This is a genomic window from Clostridium yunnanense, from assembly GCF_016595795.1.
GTDB lineage: Bacteria > Bacillota > Clostridia > Clostridiales > Clostridiaceae > Clostridium_AR > Clostridium_AR yunnanense.
On record NZ_JAENHN010000010.1, the window covers coordinates 262,097 to 280,745 of the forward strand.

Here is an 18,649-nt window from a genome sequence, read left to right on the forward strand (position 1 = left end):
GTTTTACTATGAAGTGATTAGGCTGGTAATTATTTTATTTATGCTAATTTCAAAATCCATAGATGAAGAGTTCGTATCTAATATAGAGTATCTGCAGTTATTTGATTTACTTTGTATATAGCTGAAAATTATCTGAGCTTCATCTATAGCATCCTTATCAAAATAGGTTTGATTATTTAAGCTAGTATTACTAAAGTACTCAAATGTAGTTTTGGTTAGGTGATCAACTAGTTGATTTTTTTGGAGAAGACTAAACTTTTCATTAAAAGTTATTTTATTATCTTTAATTAAGAAGAATTTAATAGAATACTTGTCTAGATTTTCTATGAGAATTACATTTTTGTTTAAGGCCATATAGTTAATCATATTTGTTCTGTTTACGGTATGATTTATAGCTTCCATATAATCTCTATATTTTGCAGCAGTTTCAAAGTCTAATTTATTAACTGCATCAAGCATCTTATATTCTATTTCTTTAATTACACCTGTATCAGTACCTTTAAGTAAAGATATAATTTTATCTATAACTGATAAGTATCTATCTTTAGAGAAATCTTCCCTACAGATACCCATACATAATCCTAAAGAGTAATTTATACAGGTAGAAGAACTTTTAAATTTATTGCTACACAAAATTTTATAATGTTCCTTTAATCCCAGAAGAGCTCTTTCAATTTTATTAGAACTTGTATAGGGTCCAAAATACATATTTCCATCATCAATAGAGTAATTATCAGATAGAGCTATTTCCGGATACTTACTATTTAAAGTTATCTTTATGTAGGCGTAAGAGGTTGGGCTCTTCATTAATCTATTATAAATAGGTTTTATTTCTTTTATCAGTTTACATTCAAGCATAAATGCTTCAAATTCAGTGTCTGTAATAATGTACTCGAAATCCTTTAAGTTTTTCACTAGCTTAACAACTTTAGGAGAATGGGATTTCGAATTTGTAAAATAAGATGAAACTCTGCTTTTTAAGTTCTTTGATTTTCCAACATAAATTATTGTATCTAGAGAATCTTTCATAAGATATACTCCAGGACATGAGGGGAGATTTTTGACTTTTTCTTTTAAATCCACGGTATCACCTTTCAAAAATAAAATTATTTATATACAGATTATTAAGAGATGGTATAGTAAATCCAAAAATATAACACTCTTTCTAAATAATATGTACCTTAAAATGTTGATGGTACATGGTAAGATTTCAATAGAGGATAACTGCCATATCTAATGGTAGTGTTATAAATTTAGTTTATATATCTGACGAGCAATTAACAATGTTTATTTATGGAAATAAATATTGAATTAGCTATAAATCTAGGAAGTCTGAATATTAGTAGGAGGTTAAGAATGGATAAAAATATTAGTAATGCTGCAGAAATACTGCAAAATGAAGTGAATAATTCAAATAAATTAAAAGATAAATATAACTTTGGTGAAAATGTTTATATATTTGATGAGTCCATGCCAAAAGCTTATATACAAGATATATGCGATAAGATATTTAAAACTCAGGAAGCTAATCATTTTGGTGAGGAAAGATATGCGATATTTTTTAAGCCAGGTTCATATGAAATAAGCATGAAGGTTGGATTTTATACGCAGGTAGCAGGACTTGGAGAGAAACCTTATGATGTAAACGTAACAGGTGCAGTAGAGGTAAATGCTGCTTGGCGTGATGGTAACGCACTTTGTAATTTTTGGAGGACATGTGAAAATATTAGTATAACCCCAACAGATGGAGTTGCTAAGTGGGCAGTATCTCAGGCATCACCACTAAGAAGAGTATATATAAAAGGAGATTTAACCCTATATGATGGAGGATGGTCAAGTGGAGGCTTTTTAGCTGATTCATTGATAGAGGGAGAGATTATTTCAGGTACACAGCAGCAGTGGTTTTCAAGAAATAATGAGTTTAAAAGCTGGGATGGAAGTTCATATAATATGTTTTTTGTAGGGGACGTTAATCCTCCTGAAGGACAGTGGCCAGAGCATCCATTTACTAAAATTGAGTCTACCCCTATTATGAGAGAAAAGCCATTTTTAATGATAGACGATGATGGTGATTATAAGGTGTTTGTTCCTGAATTCAAAAGCGAAACTAAAGGGATTACATGGAAGGACGGAAAGGTTCTAGGTAAGAAAGTATCGCTTGAGAACTTTTATATTGCTCATCCCAATAAAAGTAGTGCAAGGGATATAAATTATGCGCTTGAGCAAGGGAAAAATATACTATTCACTCCAGGAATATATCATATAGATGAAACCATAGAGATAAAGAAGAAAGACACCATAATATTAGGTATTGGAATTGCAACTTTGCTTGCTGATAAAGGCTCGGTTACAATGTCTATTGATGATGTTGAAGGAGTAATTGTTTCTGGACTACTTTTCGATGCTGGAGTAGTAGAATCACCACTATTACTAGAGGTTGGAAAAGAAGGTGCGGCTAATAACAATTCATCAAATCCAATTGTGCTAAGTGATTTGTTCTTTAGAGTTGGGGGCGCAGATATAGGCAGGGCAGAGGTGTGTTTAAAGATAAATAGTGATTATGTAATTGGTGATCATTTTTGGGTATGGCGTGCAGATCATGGAAAAGGGGTAAGTTGGGATACCAATATCACTTCAAATGGGGTAATAGTAAACGGTAATGATGTAACCCTATATGCACTTATGGTTGAGCATTTTCATAAATATCAAACTATATGGAATGGTGAGAGAGGAAAAACCTATTTTTATCAAAGTGAAATCCCGTATGATGCACCAAATCAAGATAGGTGGATGAATGGTAAAATTAAAGGTTACGCATCCTATAAGGTTAGTGATAAGGTGAATTCACATGAAGCCTATGGTATAGGAGTATATAGTTATATAATTAATCAGGGTATTAAGCTTGATAGAGCCATTGAGGTGCCAGATAAGAAAGGCGTAAAAATTAAAAATGCTGTTACGATTTATCTAAGTGGTCATGGAGGGATTTCTAATATAATTAATGAAGACCACAAAGCTGTGAATCGTATTAATCGTATGAGCAGATGTATGGAATACTCACAAAAATAATATTTATAGGTAAAAGCAGATGTTGTAAAACTATTGAGGAAATAGTTTTACAACATCTTTTTTTACTATAGGGGAAAATATAAATTTTATAATTTTTAATAAGGGCTATTGATTTGTAGTTATATCTGTTATATATTATATATAACAGATATAACTTGTATAATAAAAGATGAAAGGAAGTGCAGAATGCTGATAAAGATAGATTTCCAAAGCGAAGTACCTATATACCTGCAATTAAAGAATCAAATTGTCCATGGTATAGCAAGTGGAGAGCTTCAGCCAGAAGAAAGTTTGCCATCCGTTCGTCAAATGGCAGAGGACATCGGTATAAATCTCCATACGGTTAATAAAGGATATAACTTATTAAAAGATGAAGGTTTTGTAACAATAGATAGACGAAAGGGAGCAGTGGTAAACGCAATTCCAATAAAGCAAAATGAAAAAGCTACAAGTTCTCTTAAGGAAGAATTAAGAAATATTATTGCACAAGCTCACTGCTTTGGAGTTTCAAAGGAAGAATTTATAAATGAATGTAAAAAATTATATTATGAATATGAGAAGTAAACCTTAAGGAGGTTTGTTTATGAATGACTTATTTATTATGAATTTAATGTCCGTTCTAGTTATAGCGTTATTGTATTTTAGCTTTTTGCTAACTCCAAAGATGACCAGAAAGGATATAATATTTGGTATTTTAATACCGCTAGATAGAGCGAAAGATAAAGAGATTGAAGCGGCTACTAAAAGCTATTATGCAAATATCACAATCTTTACTGTAGTTATGGCTGTTCTATATTTTATAGCTCAGAATATTATTTTTAGTAGTCCAGCAGTTTTAATAGTAGGGGTTTTTCTTATAATTTTTGGATATTTTTTCATATTCTTAAGAGCTAACAATAGAGTTAAAGTCTATAAAGCTGAAAATAATTTGCTAGCAAATAAAAAACAGGTTGTTTATGTAAATACAGAAATGTCTCAAAAGTTGAGAAGTACTGCGGTACTATCAGTATATTGGTTTATGATACCTGCACTGATAGCTATTTCTAATCTAATACTTCCATTGATGAAGTACGAGCAGCTCCCTTCTAAAATAGGGATCCATTGGAATATATATGGAGTAGCAGATAACTTCATAGAAAAATCTATGGGGGCAGTAGTGACCAATGGTATGGTACCACTAGTCTTAGTAGGTATATTGGCTTTTGCTAACTACTCAATTGCAATTAGTAAAAACAAGATTGATTCAGCACAGCCTATGTCTTCATCACAAAAATTATATAAATTTAAGAGATTTAATTCAATAATGTTGTTTTCGATAACTATACTACTTTCTAGTTTAATAACATTATTTAATTTGAATTCATTAAATATAATCTCGGTTGATTTAGGAAAGATCACTCCACTGCTTATAGTAGCCTTTGTGTTTGTAATTTTTGTACCAATAGTTTTGACCTTTAAACTTGGTCAAGGAGGAAGTAAATTAAAAACTCCAACAAATGAAGAGGTAGATAATACGGTTAGTAATGTAGATGATGATATATTTTGGAAACTTGGATCAATATACTATAATCCAAATGATCCTTCACTTTTCGTAGAAAAACGTTTCGGTGTTGGGTGGACATTAAATTTTGGTAATAAAATTGCCATTGTAATATCAGTAGGATTATTGATTTTGATAATAGCAATGACTATATTTCCTATAATATTTTCTTAATCAATTTTAAAGTAAGGGGTAAATATAATGGTAAGTAATAGTGTGATTATATCTTTAGTTGTAGTTATGGTTTTATGTTTTGCAGTTCCTATAGGAACACTTATTTTCTTTAAGATAAAAGAGCGTTTCTCTATAAAAACAACTTTCGTAGGAATATTAGGGTTTGTGTTATTTAGTTTAGTACTAGAACAGTTCATGCATAAGGCGGTAATATCTTCAAAGATATTGACAGTTGGTACATTAGGTTTTGGTATATATGGAGCTCTGGCTGCTGGAGTTTTTGAAGAAGTTGGACGTTTTGTAATGTTTAAGACTTTGCTCAAGAAAAATAGAGAGTGGAAAGATGGCATAGGCTATGCAATAGGACATGGAGGAATAGAAGCAATATTAATAGGTGGATTGAGCATGTTAAATTCATTAATTATAGCACTGGCTGTAAATTCAAGTACGCTAGGAGTATTACTAAAAGGTCAGAGTGCATCAGTTGTAGATACGGTAAAGAGTTCTGTAGTAAATGCAACTGCTTCTGGTGTAGCACTTGGCGGTGCTGAGAGGGTTTTTGCATTTATAATTCAAATAGCTCTTACTTTCATAGTTTTATATGGAATAAGACAAAGAAAGAATATATACTTGCTAATAGCTATTTTGCTACATGCTTTAGTTGATCTTGCACCAGCTCTATATCAGTCTAAGATTATAACTAGTGTGGCTGTTATAGAAGTATTACTATGTATATTTGCGGTAATTGGATTAGTATTTATAGTTAAAAGTAAGAAAATGTTTGAAAGTGCTAAACTCAATGACTAATGATAGAAATTAGAATATTAGAAAGACTATAAAGATGCTTAATATAATGGACGAGTTCATGTATGTAATTAAGATATATATATTTAACGCACTAAAATAAACTAAATAAAATACTAATATAAAATTATAGACCATGCAAGCGAAGGTGCAACCTCCTTTGTGCATGGTCTATAATTTTATTAAGCTTAGCAAACTTTGTTTCTACCTGTGCGTTTTGCAAGATATAAAGCATCATCAGCTGCATCTAAGATATTATTAATATTAACTACTGAATCAGGATAAGAAGCTACTCCTATAGAAACTGTTACATGAATTTGCTTGTTATCTTCAATGGTAAACAACGCTTCTTCTACATTTTTTCTGATCCGTTCTGCAATTTGGGTTGCATGTTTACAATTACAATCCAATAAGATTGCGGTGAATTCCTCTCCACCATTTCTAGAAACTATATCGAAACTTCTGCATGAACTTATCAGTATATCGCTAAACTGTTTCAAAACCAAATCACCAGATGAATGACCGTAGGTATCATTTACCTTTTTAAAAAAATCTATATCTAGCATAAGTATTGATAAGTTTTCATTTTTTTCAATAGTGTTATGGATTAGGGTATTTAGCATATTATCAAAGGACCTTACATTATTAAGCCCAGTAAGAAAATCCTTAGTAGATTCATATTTTAGCTTTCGATTAAGAGCATTGAGTTTACTTATGTAGTTCAATATGTAATATACTAAACTGCATACAATTATATTGGCGATTATATAGTTTTTCAGTACTTCTAAAAGTAAAGGAAAGTCTGAAATAAGTATTGAAAAAACTATGAAGCCGTAAAGTAAATTGAATAAAAACATTTGAATAAACTTTACCTTAAAGCTTATTTTAAATTTATATATTATGCTATAAATTAATAATAGAACAATCAAACCTAGGGAGCCTATAATAGAAGCTTCGTTTACTCCATAATAACCAATTCTAAATACAACAATCAATGTAGTAGTTATAAGGTTAGATATAAATCCTCCATAAATTGAGGATATTATCATGGCTATTATTCTCAAATCTAAATGGATTTTATCGGATATAGTAATACTATAAAAGACTAATACACATCCTGCTAAACCTGTTATTAATCCTAATAGTAGTTTATCCTTTACAGAAAGATCACATGATAAATTTATATTTTTATTTTGAAATAATTGATTTCCTAGAAAAATAAAACTTATAAGAATAGTAGCATTTACAAACAGTAAACTAATCATATAGCTCACCTCCAAACAAAATTGTTATATGAAAATTATAGCATAGCTTGGACTATTATTGGATATGTAAAAAATAATTATCAATAAATAAAAATTATCCATAAATGGAATATGATTCATAAAGTAAAAAGTTTAGTAGTATAAATCTTTTATTAGTATAAGTTATAGACGAATAAAAATTTTATTAAAACTGTGCCAATACAGTCTTAATAAAAACTAATATTAAAAGCACACTTATATTGACAGTAAGAGTTATAATAATAAAGTGATATTTGTAGCATAGCATTAGCTATTTAATACTAATTTAGAAAGGCGTAAATAGGAAATTGGCGATTGGGTAATAAATATTTATAAGTAGATTCTTATAAATAAGTATAAATATTTATTGTCTATATTTCGTACAGCAGTCTTATACGTAGGTGACAAAATGAAGTTTATCCGTAAAGATATCATTACTATGACACTGCCAATTCTTGCAGAACAATTATTTGTAATGTCTATGGGAATGGTAAACACAATGATGGCAGGTCATATAGGAAAAGAAGCCGTTTCAGCAATTGGTATGGTTGACTCAGTAAATAATATCTTCATAGCTTTCTTTTCGGCACTAGCAATTGGGGGAATGGTTGTAGTAGCTCAATTTATAGGACAGGGAAATACAAAGAAAGCAAATGCATCTATGAAACAAGCACTATACTCTGGAGTATTTATAACGTTAATAATTACACTTCTAATGTTTATATTTAAAGAACCACTAATAAAACTTCTTTTTGGATCTGTAGACTATGAAGTTATGCATTCAACCGATAAGTATTTATCTATAACACTTTTAACTTATCCCTTTATAACTATAGATTTAATTTGTAATGGTATCCTTAGAGGAGCAGGAGACACTAAAACGCCTATGAAGATAACTATCTTTATGAATATCATGAATGTGGTTTTTACTTTTACATTTATAAATGTAGTGAGATTAGGGGTTACAGGGGCTGCAATAGGTATAGCTTTAGCTAGAGTAATAGGTGGAGTACTTGTACTAAGTGTTTTACTAAGAGGATCAAAGATAATTAAGCTTACAGAAATAAAGAAATTTAAACCTGATAAAAGCTTGCTCACACCAATATTTTCTGTAGGATTACCAGCTAGTGTTGAATCTTTGGTATTTAACGGAGGCAAGTTAATAACACAAATATACATTGTTAATATGGGAACTGCAGTTATAGCTGCAAATTCTATAACCAGCTCCATTGGTGGGATGATAAATATACCTGGAAATGCTTTATGCGTTACTGCTACAGCTTTAGTTGGTCAATATATGGGAAGAGGGGATAGTAAGGAGGCTGAAAAAACTCTAGCTTATATAACTAAACTTGCAACAGTTTCATTAACTATTATGGCACTGGCAGTTTTGCCTTTTTCAAGAATACTTCCTTCACTTTATACTAGTGATCAAGAAATAGTTAATCTCAGTGCTCAGGTGTGCAGGCTGTATTCTATATTTACTCCGGTTTGGGCAATTGCGTTTGTATTACCATCTGGACTTAAAGGTGCAGGTGATGGTAAATATACAATGATTACTTCATTTATAGGAATGTGGGCTTTTAGGGTTACTATGGGATATTTGATAGGGGTTACTTTACATTTTGGACTTGCAGGTGTATGGATGGGAATGTTCATAGACTGGGTAGTTAGGGGAATATTATATTTCATTAGATTTGTAAGAGGAAAGTGGAAGAGTCGTGTAGTAATTCAAAGAAAAGCTGAAGTAACTTCAGCATAATATATTTAAATATGATTAAGAATTTTACAGGTGACACATGCTTATTTTTTAAAGGCTATACTAACTAAGTAAGATAGTTAGATTTCTAAATTATGTTTAGACATAAAAAATGCACCTCCAAATATTAGTTTTGTCTAATATTTGGGGTGCATTTTTTATTTTCATTATATATTTAAATATCGGGAAATCAAAACTTCAGTGAAAATTGCTAACTTTCATTAAATTTTCGAACATTATCAAACTTATATTTTAATATTATGAATGCTAAAATAAAGGTTACTGCATTTGCGGCTATTATAGCAATATCTTTTATGTATATACCATAGATTAACCAAAAGAATACACCAATTGTAAAAAGAAGATACATAACGAAAGATATGCCTGCAGTATCTTTTGTTTTTATTGTCTTTACTGCTTGTGGAACAAAGGAAACGGTTGTTAAAATGGCTGCTATTATACTTATAAATTTAAAAAACATCATGCCCTCCTTCGATATATAAACTTTATTTATTGTGGTGGTTTACAAGCTAAGTTTATTATATAAGCAAGGACAATTCAACTGTTAAAGTTTGTTGTTGTATTGGTACAGTTAGTGTTTGTATTACATAAATTAATGATTAGAGTGAACCGTATATGACATTTCTAAGTCATGGTTGATGGTATGCTTGGAAGTTATGAAATATTTGTTCTATATAAAAATAAAGTTAGACTATTAGTAAGATCTAACTTTATTTTGGTCTGATGAAATTCTATTAAGTGGTAAAGGTTTGTTTTGATAGTTAATGTTTATAGCTAATTGTAGTAAACATTCCTCCAGTTGATTTTGTCATATTATTAGACATGTGATGAGCAATGTGGCAGTGGAATGGCCAGATGCCAGGATTATCAGACTTAAATAGTATATCCCATGTCTCACCAGGTGCAATATTAATCGTATTTTTTAAGAGATAATTATTATAGTTCATGCTGTTACCATCAGATGCAATAACTAAAAATTGATGGCCATGAAGATGTATTGGATGAGCATTCATGGAAATATTACCAAGTCTTATTCTAACTATACTGTTTAAACTAGTAGTCATTGATGTTGTGAAAGGAAAGGAATGTCCATTCATAGTAAAAAAGTTGAATTCATGAGCCATGGGGTCAATATCATATAGTCCAGGTCTAATTTCACCCATTTCAAGGCCCTTTAAGTGAAATTCTTGAAGCATAACAAAATAGTCATAGTCTATATTTGATTTTTGCTTAGGGTCTAAGATTATGAAACCTCCACATAGTCCCATCATTTCTTGTTTACTGTTGTTTACATGAGTATGATACATGTGTGTTCCTGGAGGATTAACTATCTTAAATCTATAATCAAAATAGCTACCAGGCTGTATTTTAGGAGTAGGCTCTATATCAGGGACTCCATCCATATTGTTAGGGACATCTAGACCATGCCAATGTATGCTGGTCGGTTCTGGAAGGTTATTATAAACTCTGATGTTAACTGTGTCACCTGGATAAACTACAATAGTAGGTCCAGGAGTACTGCCATTATATCCCCATGCATTAATAAAGAGATTAGTAATCAACTCTTGTTTAACTGGCTCAGCAATTAACTCAAAATATTTTATCCCATTTTTGACCATACAAGGCAAAGTATTTATATCTGGAGTTATAACCAAGGTAAGACATCCTTTAATATTAGTTATTCATTGTATTATATAAGAAAAGATTCACGGGTGTTACTTGAAATTTGTCTACATTACTATAAGTTTACAATGAAAACATCAAATGATATACTTACATTATTAAATAATAAATTTGATAGTACTTTATATATTTGTACGGTTTTATGAAGGTAAATACTTCAAGTGCTAGGAGGAAATAATGGGTAAAGATACATATCATCATAAAGATTTAAAAGAAGCACTTATACAAAATGGATTATTACTTCTTAATGAAGTTGGAATAAAAGAATTTTCCTTAAGAAAAGTTGCTGCAATGTGTGGAGTAAGCCACGCAGCTCCGTATAAACATTTCAAGGATAAAGATGAGTTAATAGAAGCTATAAACAATCAGGTATGGAATAGCTTTACTTTGAAGCTTAAGGATGCTATAAGTTCCAGTGAGGCTGAACCTAAGCGGCAGGTTATGGAGATTGGAAAGGCCTATGTGCAGTTTATGGTAGAAAATCCTGAATATCTAAAATTCATGTTTCTCTCTAATAATGATAAAGCTATTAAGATTGAGAACAATGAGTTTATAGGTCATGAAGGAACTGCTTTTGAAGTTTTCAAAAATGGTGCAGAAAAATATCTTGTAGAGAATGGGTTTGATAAAGAGCAGCAAATAGGAGCGATATTGGCCATGTGGAGTATGGTTCATGGTATAGCTTTATTAATTTGTAACAACAGTATACAGTACGAAGGTGATTACTTGGATTTAGTTGAGAAGATGATAGGCACAAGTTTGATTAAAAAGAGTAAATCATAGAATTTTATTATAAATAAAAATGCCAGTACTTAAAGCTTTGCTTTAGTACTGGTATTTCTTACTGTTTAGAAAATTATAAAATTTTGTGAGAGCTAACCTAGCAATATCAAGAGTTTAGAACAGCTATTTAGGGTAAACAGTAAAAAAATTTATGTCGCCTGCCAAATTTTCCTCATATTCATTCGGAAAGGCAGATGCGCAAAAAAAGCCGCTGAAGAAGTGTCGCTTCAGCAGCTTTTTTGTTTTAATCCTCTATGAACTTTGCCAATTCTTTGTTGAATTTATCTTTCTCATCTATCATTAAGCCATGACCGCTATTTTCAAAAGGTACTAGTTTAGAATGTTTGATGCCTTGATTTAATGCTACTGCAAGTGGGAAGAGGCAAACTTTATCATGTATTCCGTGGAGAATTAGAGTTGGTACTTCAATTTTCTTTATATCAGAAAACAACTCTTCGTCTCTAAAGGAAGTAGCAACTGCTGCTGTAGCTATCCCAGAAGCTTCAAGTCCAAGGTTGAAGAACCATTGTGAGAATGGTTTGGTTATGTTTTGGAAAAAGAACATTTCACCAAAGGTCTCCAGCATCTTAGGTCTATCTACATATGTTTGATCAATAAGAGTTGTTACATCTTCCTTGCTAATACCAGCAGGGAAGTCAGGCCTTCTGGTTAAGCTAGGGGCTGCTGCTCCAAATAGGGCAAGCTTACATACACCATAGCCTTTATGACGCGACATGTATTTAACAGCTATGGCACCTCCTACAGAATGTCCACCTAAAGTAAAGTTCTTTAATTTTAGAGCATTAACAACACATCTAACATCATCCGCTAATCGATCGTAGTCATAACCATCAGCAGGCTTATCTGATTTTCCGAATCCTCTTATATCAATGCCAATGCATCTATATCCAAGCTTAGGTAATTCATCAAATTGATACTCAAACAAATTATGATTTGCTGGCCATCCATGAATAAATAATACGGTTTTATCTCCTTTTGGATTAAGATCTTCTACATATATTTTTACATCATCATCTGTCCTAACGTAATATCCCAATTCAATCTCTCCATAATAGAATTATTTCATTAATAGACTATTCTAGTGAAAGGGTATTTGTACCATATAATAGAAAATATATTTAAGGCTATCTATTTTTAAATAAGAAATTTATTTTAAAGAATTTTTATTTTTGGGAACCTAAATTCTAAAGTAGATGTCTTATAGATGTGTATTAAATTAAAAAGCGCTTTTTAGATGTAGCACTTTGAACCGAAATCTTTATTTGGAGTCCAAGGATTGAAGTGGTTTATCTATATGATACAAATGCTCATTCAAAAAATAAAGAGGAGAATTGTTATGTATTTTGATGAGGTAAGTGAAGGAATGTTTGAATTAGATGACAGTCCAACAGAGTTTGAAAACAATATAATATTAGCTAAAGAAGGAGATAAAGATGCGTTTATAGGCGTTATCGAAGAATATAAGATAGATCTATATAGAATGGGAAGAACGATTTTAGACAGTGATGATGATATTGGAGACGCTATCCAAGAAACTGTGCTTAAAGCTTATAAAAGTTTAAAGAGCCTTAAAAATCTTCATAGTTTTAAGCCTTGGCTTATCAAGATAATGGTTAATGAATGTAATAACATATTGAGAAGTAAAAAGAAAATAGTTTTCCTAGATAAGATATTTCATAAGGAAGAAAGTTATGTAGATGATTATAATTTTGATAAACAACCTGTGCTAAAGGCGGTAAAGAAGCTAGAACCTAAATTTAGAGAACCAATTCTTCTATATTATTATGAAGATTTAAGTGTTAAGGAAATATCCAAGTGTCTGGATATTTCTGAAGGTACAGTTAAGTCTAGACTATCAAGGGCCAGAAATAAGCTGTTTCAGTTATTAAAGGAGGTACAGGACTAATGGAAGAAAAGTTATTTAACAGAATTATGGAAAAAGAGATGAGTAAAGAAGAAGAATTAAAAATTCCAGACTCAATTAATATAAAGTTAGGTCAAGCATATGAGATTATTAAGTCTGATAAAGTAGATAATGTAAAGAAAGGAAAAGTTAATAAAAGAAGAAATGCAATCATTGCAGCATCCTTAGCTTTTTTAGTTTTGACTACAGTTGTGGTTACCCCTGCATTGGCCGATAATATACCTCCTTTAAAGGAGCTTTCTAAATATCTTAAGAATATTTATTCCTTTAATGATAACTATGTTAGTAATGCTGACCAAATCAATATGAGTAAAAAATATGATGGTATAGAGATAACAATGCAGGGTGTGATATATGATGAATCTAGTTTGAAATTCATTTATACAGTGACAAGTGAAAAGAACCTTCAGTGGGGAGTACAACTAAGAAAAAATAGTTTGAAAGTAAATGGGAAAGATATATTGGAAAAAATTTATTCGGATAGAATTAGGACAGAAGATACTAAGATATCTAAAGATGGTGAAAAGTTGGAAAAGTATGCTGTGATAACCACATTTGATATTTCTGACCTGAAGCTTGATGATAAAGTTAGGATAGAGTGGGATATAAATGAAGTTCATACTCAAAATTATAAATTTGCAGAGGGAAACTGGGATTTTAAGCTTGAAACCTCTAAAGAACTGTCAAATAAGAATTCAAAAATATTGAATGTAAATTATGACAGAGAAATAGATGGGCATATATTCGGAATTGATAAGATAATAATTACACCAACAGAGACAAAGATAATATCAAAATATGATTCTAAATTTAATGAGGAGTATGCATCAATATCAGAAGCCTTCTTAAAAGATATTAATAATGAGGAGTTAAGAAAAAAGTTTAATAAATTAGATTTGATAGCATCTCAAGTTAATCTGTATAATATGGATATAAATGATGAGAAGGGGAATTTAATACAGCCACATGATTCGAAAATTACTGATGGAATAATGACCACCACATATACTCCTTTTAAAGAAATACCAAAAAAAATATATATAACGCCATTTAAACACAATATAAATATGCCTAAATTTAATGCTATAAGCGATGATCAATATATAGATATAAAGAATATAAAGACACCATTTGCTTATAGTCAAGGGGAGAATATGATAGTTACAATTAACTCAATGGATAGAAAGGACAGTAAGTTAATAGTAAATGCATCTTTTAGTGGAGATTTTATTGCGTCAAGGGTGTCAAATCCTTTTGAGGTTTTACCTAAAGGAATTAAATATCCTACAAATATAGATGAAATGAATAAGCTGTCTTGCATTACAGATTTAATAAAAACACAGGAAACATGGCAGTATTCGGACAAAGCCAACAATGAAAATAATACTTTTAATTATGAATTTAACCTTGCAGATAATAAAGAGTATAACTTAGTTATATCAAAGTATGAATTTATGAAAAATAAGCAAATAGTAGTAGATGTAAAATAGTAATTAAAGATATAGAAGCTGCGGAATATAAAGTTCTGCAGCTTTTCTATTTTGTGTACCAATTAATGTTGAGTATAAAGGGATATTCCTTAAATATAAGATACTTATTTTTAAAAGATAATTTTCAATTTAGATGAATACTTCGACAAAAATATGTACTGAAGAGTCAGTTTTGTTTTTGAACTATATAAATTTAAAGTGATTATATTAATGAAATTGAAAAAATCGAAAAATTAACCCTATTTTATAATTTTGGATACTTGTATAAATAAGGGAAAAACATTAAAATTTAAACAAATGAAACTATAAAAATAAATAAGCGTTACCGAAGATGTTATGTTGTATGCAGAAAAGTGCTTAAATTGTTATAAAGGAGGGGTCTATGTTAGATAAGTCACAACAATTTTGATTTGAATGATAACTTTTAACAACATCAAGTAAAGACGACATTTGTAAACAATTTTTGGATAACCCTAAATAATTATATGAATAATAGGAGGTAAATTAAAATGTTAAGAAAAAGTAAGGGATTATCAGTTGCAATTGCTACCTTGATGCTTTTGGGGACTATGGTTACTTCTACAGTAAAGACAAAAGCAGCTACTATCGGAAGTACAGGGTTCTTAAAGACTAGCGGAACAGTAATAAAAGATAATAAGGGGACAGGCTCAGTAGTAAATCTTCGTGGTACTAATCTAGGTGGATGGCTATTACAAGAAGGTTGGATGTCTCCAATTGGAGTTAAAGATGAATGGACATTACGTGAAACTTTGACAAACAGATTTGGTGAAGCTACTAAAGAAAGCCTAATTAATACTTATCAAAATGCGTGGCTAAATATAGGTGACTTAGATAACATAAAGAATATGGGGATGAATTTTGTCCGTGTTCCTATATACTACCTTGATTTGATGGACAAGTATGGTAATTGGAAGTCAGATCCATGGAGTAAGCTAGATTGGCTTGTAAATGAATGTTCTACTAGAGGAATATATGTGTTGCTTGATCTTCATGGAACTTTCGGTGGGCAAAATACTTTTGATAACTGCGGAGAAGCAAATTCAGATCCACAACTTTGGAAAAACACTCAATACCAAGATAGAACCGTAACCTTATGGCAAGGTATAGCTAACCGTTACAAGGGCAACCCAACAGTAGCTGGTTATGACCTATTAAATGAACCAGATAGAGTTGGAAGAGATCAGTTAAATGGATTCTATAATAGACTTTATCAAGCAATCCGTGCAATAGATCCAGACCACATGATATACATGGAAGGTGCATGGGATTGGAACCAACTATATGCTCCATCAGTTTATGGTTGGACAAATGTAGTTTATCAAATGCATTATTATGCTATGGCTGATAATCAACCAACAGATTGGAATGCTCAAAATGGCTTAATAGATTCAGCAATTAAAGGCATGAAAGAGCATCAAGCTTCTTGGAATGTACCAGTATATGCTGGGGAATTCTGTGTATTCGATTTTGATGATTTATGGGAAAAATTCTTCTCACAATTGAACTCAATTAATGCTTCATGGACAAACTGGACATACAAGATTACTAATGGCAGCAACCATTGGGGCTTCTACAAGTATAATACTAATCCAGTACCAGATATAAATAATGATAGTGCTGCAACTATAGCTTCTAAGTGGCAAAAATTTAACACTGCAAACTTCTTACCTAATACATCTTTCCAAAACTTAGTTAAGAAATATACAAGTGCTCCACCAGTAATTAGCCAGTACTCATATTTAACCTCAAGAGCTAATGGGAAAATAATAAGTGCTGATAACTATGGAAATAACCCATTAGTGGCTAATAGAGATACAGCAGAAGATTGGGAACAATTCAAGGTTATAGACAACGGAGATGGAACTATATCTTTCCAAGCTAAGGCTAATGGAAAATATGTTTCAGCAGATCTTAACAATGGAAACAAGCTTATAGCTAAAGCTGATACAATCCAGCAGTGGGAGAAATTTAAGAAAGTACCACAAGCAGATGGAACTATTGCGCTTCAAGCAATGGCAAACAATCTTTATGTAACTACAGATTTAAATAACGGTGGTGTATTATATGCTACTAAACCAGCAGTTGGCGGTGCATGGGAGGCATTTAATCTTACACAAAAATAAATACGATATTTGATACAAGCCAGATTCAATAGATAAATACGGAAACCAAAATTTAAAAATGGTATTTTGATTTACAAGATAGTATACAATGAATATCTAAACCAACCCTTTAGAAATTCAACTTCAAGTAAGCTATCTAGTATTCAAAATACCATTTTTATTTATAGTTTATTTAAAGACCGTGGTTAACCTAATTTAGCCAGCCATATTATTTACTGCATCAGCGGGGTCATATACTGAAATATGATCAAGTGAAGGGTTTTTATTGGTATCAGTTGGCTTAGGGAAGATAAGCATAAGCTGATAAGTTTTATTCACATTATAGATCATTATAGTTTCTGTATTTGTTTTATTGATAGTTGATGGTTTACCTAAAGTTTTTTCTACATCATTATATTTTATTTCTTTTAGATAACTTTTGAAGGATCTTACATCAAAAACTTGGTCGCCTTTATTCAAACCAAAATGAAAGCCTTTGTTATTATATAATGCATATCTAGCAGAGGTGTGTCCTGATCCAACATTATCAACTCTATCAGGATTTCCCCATTTAGTTGCTACATCTCCGAAAAGAGTGTCCTTACTTGCAAACTCACAATCAGGAACTTTACCTTGTTTAGCAAGAGCGTAAATGTTCTTTAAAAGTTCTGTGCTTTTATTTGTGGTAGTAGCCTGACCTTGTGAAGATGGCGAGTTATTTGAGCTTTGATTATTATTGTTAACTGTATTAGAAGAACCATTGTTATTGCTGTTAGAAGTATTATCATTAGAGTTAGGAACACTTACTTCTGAGTTATTAGAGCTACTGTTATTTTTTGATGTATTATCTGTTACAGTACTATTATTAGTAGCTTCATTATTTTTAGGATTTGTTAGACTTCCGCAACCAACTAACAGAGTTAAGGATAATGCTATTATTGACCATGCTATACTTTGTTTTTTAAATTTTGTAATCATAATTATTCTCCTTTTAATTTCTCCTTTGCTTACTATTGAAGTAACACCAGGTGTCCATTTGTAGCCAGTATATGAAGCTGCAATTTTAAGTAAAGTTTCTCCATATTCCTTATATGAGGTTTTAGAGAGTTTTCTTAATACGAAACTATCACAGCTTAATTCGCAGTCTTTCCTTGCTTTTGTAAAAGCTAGCCATATTATTGGATTAAACCAATAGATTACTTGCAGTGATGTCATAATCCAATTTAATATTAAATCATTCTTTTTTAGATGAGAGAGTTCGTGTAGTAGTATATATTCTAGATCTTTGGAGCCTAACTCTTTTGATAAAAAGCTAGGTATTAGTATTTGAGGTTTGATTATACCTAATATACAAGGACTAGTTATATCATTACTATATATTATTTTTACCTTACGATTTACTCTAAGCTTTTTCTTGCATTCCTTCAATATAGGATGTAGGCCTGTAGCACTATTGTTATTTCTAGAGTTTATTTTTAAGTTAAATAATATATAAGATAGTAATATATAAGAAGTTAATAAAGTCACTCCAATGAGCCAGAATATTGGAAGGTTGTATTTATAGCTAATACTCTCAAAGAGGCTATATGAATTAGGAGTATAAGCTATATCAGGCAGTGTGCTCTTCTGTGAATCTATATTATTGGATGAAGCCTCTGGCGTATTGATACTTGCTTTCCCAGGGGATATTGGTACCTTACTGATATTATTTTCTTCTATTATGGTAGAAATATTCTTACTAAGGTTATCTGTTATTGCGGCACTTGTATAATTAAATAAGCTTATATTACTGTTAATAGAGTAGGGAAGCATAAGTCTAATGATAACTATAAGCCAAATATAATAATGCCAAGATCCGCTAAATTTATTTTTGAATATTAATTTCATTAGTGATATTAAAATAACTGCAGCACTGGCCATTAAAGATAGATATACGATAGATGTGAATATTTTATTTAATAAATACATAAATCCA

15 protein-coding genes are annotated in these 18,649 nt (G+C 30.9%); 9 read left to right on the forward strand and 6 right to left on the reverse strand.

Annotated elements, in window-relative coordinates:
- Positions 1–6 precede the first annotated feature (6 nt).
- Complete coding sequence (locus tag JHL18_RS04345; RefSeq protein ID WP_200266494.1) at positions 7–1,083, reverse strand: GIY-YIG nuclease family protein; 1,077 nt, start codon at positions 1,081–1,083, stop codon at positions 7–9.
- A 273-nt stretch (positions 1,084–1,356) separates the two neighbouring features.
- On the opposite strand from JHL18_RS04345, the gene JHL18_RS04350 reads away from it, so the two are divergent.
- The 4 genes from JHL18_RS04350 (at position 1,357) to JHL18_RS04365 (ending at position 5,590) form a co-directional block, all read left to right on the forward strand.
- The gene (locus tag JHL18_RS04350; RefSeq protein ID WP_200266496.1) at positions 1,357–3,069 is read left to right on the forward strand and encodes a sialidase; all 1,713 of its coding nucleotides are present in this window, start codon (positions 1,357–1,359) and stop codon (positions 3,067–3,069) included.
- Positions 3,070–3,255: 186 nt separating this feature from the next.
- Positions 3,256–3,633 (forward strand): GntR family transcriptional regulator, encoded by a 378-nt coding sequence (locus JHL18_RS04355; protein WP_200266498.1) that lies wholly within the window; start codon positions 3,256–3,258, stop codon positions 3,631–3,633.
- A 19-nt stretch (positions 3,634–3,652) separates the two neighbouring features.
- Positions 3,653–4,783: a DUF1648 domain-containing protein gene (locus JHL18_RS04360; protein ID WP_200266500.1), complete on the forward strand. Its 1,131-nt coding sequence runs from the start codon at positions 3,653–3,655 to the stop codon at positions 4,781–4,783.
- A 27-nt stretch (positions 4,784–4,810) separates the two neighbouring features.
- A complete protein-coding gene (locus JHL18_RS04365) occupies positions 4,811–5,590 on the forward strand; it encodes a YhfC family intramembrane metalloprotease (protein ID WP_200266502.1) in 780 nt (259 codons plus the stop codon).
- A gap of 185 nt (positions 5,591–5,775) precedes the next feature.
- Here JHL18_RS04365 and JHL18_RS04370 read toward each other — a convergent pair whose 3' ends face one another.
- On the reverse strand, positions 5,776–6,852 hold the full coding sequence (locus JHL18_RS04370) for a GGDEF domain-containing protein (RefSeq protein ID WP_200266504.1): 1,077 nt from the start codon (positions 6,850–6,852) through the stop codon (positions 5,776–5,778).
- 427 nt (positions 6,853–7,279) lie between these two features.
- On the opposite strand from JHL18_RS04370, the gene JHL18_RS04375 reads away from it, so the two are divergent.
- Entirely contained in the window at positions 7,280–8,632 is a 1,353-nt protein-coding gene (locus JHL18_RS04375; RefSeq protein ID WP_200266506.1) for an MATE family efflux transporter, read from the forward strand.
- A 208-nt stretch (positions 8,633–8,840) separates the two neighbouring features.
- Here JHL18_RS04375 and JHL18_RS04380 read toward each other — a convergent pair whose 3' ends face one another.
- A complete protein-coding gene (locus tag JHL18_RS04380) occupies positions 8,841–9,110 on the reverse strand; it encodes a SemiSWEET transporter (RefSeq protein ID WP_200266508.1) in 270 nt (89 codons plus the stop codon).
- A 301-nt stretch (positions 9,111–9,411) separates the two neighbouring features.
- Complete coding sequence (locus JHL18_RS04385) at positions 9,412–10,305, reverse strand: multicopper oxidase family protein (RefSeq protein WP_200266510.1); 894 nt, start codon at positions 10,303–10,305, stop codon at positions 9,412–9,414.
- 205 nt (positions 10,306–10,510) lie between these two features.
- On the opposite strand from JHL18_RS04385, the gene JHL18_RS04390 reads away from it, so the two are divergent.
- Positions 10,511–11,116, forward strand: a complete 606-nt coding sequence (locus JHL18_RS04390; RefSeq protein ID WP_200266512.1) for a TetR/AcrR family transcriptional regulator — start codon at positions 10,511–10,513, stop codon at positions 11,114–11,116.
- 244 nt (positions 11,117–11,360) lie between these two features.
- Here JHL18_RS04390 and JHL18_RS04395 read toward each other — a convergent pair whose 3' ends face one another.
- Positions 11,361–12,173 carry an alpha/beta fold hydrolase gene (locus JHL18_RS04395; RefSeq protein WP_200266514.1) on the reverse strand — a complete coding sequence of 271 codons (813 nt, stop codon included), beginning with the start codon at positions 12,171–12,173 and terminating at the stop codon, positions 11,361–11,363.
- A 300-nt stretch (positions 12,174–12,473) separates the two neighbouring features.
- Between JHL18_RS04395 and JHL18_RS04400 the strand changes: the two genes are divergently transcribed.
- The 3 genes from JHL18_RS04400 to JHL18_RS04410 all read left to right on the forward strand — a co-directional run bounded on the left by JHL18_RS04400 (position 12,474) and on the right by JHL18_RS04410 (position 16,695).
- Entirely contained in the window at positions 12,474–13,043 is a 570-nt protein-coding gene (locus tag JHL18_RS04400) for an RNA polymerase sigma factor (protein ID WP_200266515.1), read from the forward strand.
- Complete coding sequence (locus JHL18_RS04405) at positions 13,043–14,551, forward strand: DUF4179 domain-containing protein (RefSeq protein WP_200266517.1); 1,509 nt, start codon at positions 13,043–13,045, stop codon at positions 14,549–14,551. Before JHL18_RS04400 ends, JHL18_RS04405 begins: the two co-directional genes overlap by 1 nt.
- A 509-nt stretch (positions 14,552–15,060) precedes the next feature.
- Complete coding sequence (locus tag JHL18_RS04410; RefSeq protein ID WP_200266518.1) at positions 15,061–16,695, forward strand: cellulase family glycosylhydrolase; 1,635 nt, start codon at positions 15,061–15,063, stop codon at positions 16,693–16,695.
- A 195-nt stretch (positions 16,696–16,890) separates the two neighbouring features.
- Here the strand turns inward: JHL18_RS04410 and JHL18_RS04415 are convergent, their stop codons facing one another.
- Positions 16,891–18,642: a M56 family metallopeptidase gene (locus JHL18_RS04415; protein ID WP_200266519.1), complete on the reverse strand. Its 1,752-nt coding sequence runs from the start codon at positions 18,640–18,642 to the stop codon at positions 16,891–16,893.
- Positions 18,643–18,649 lie beyond the last annotated feature (7 nt).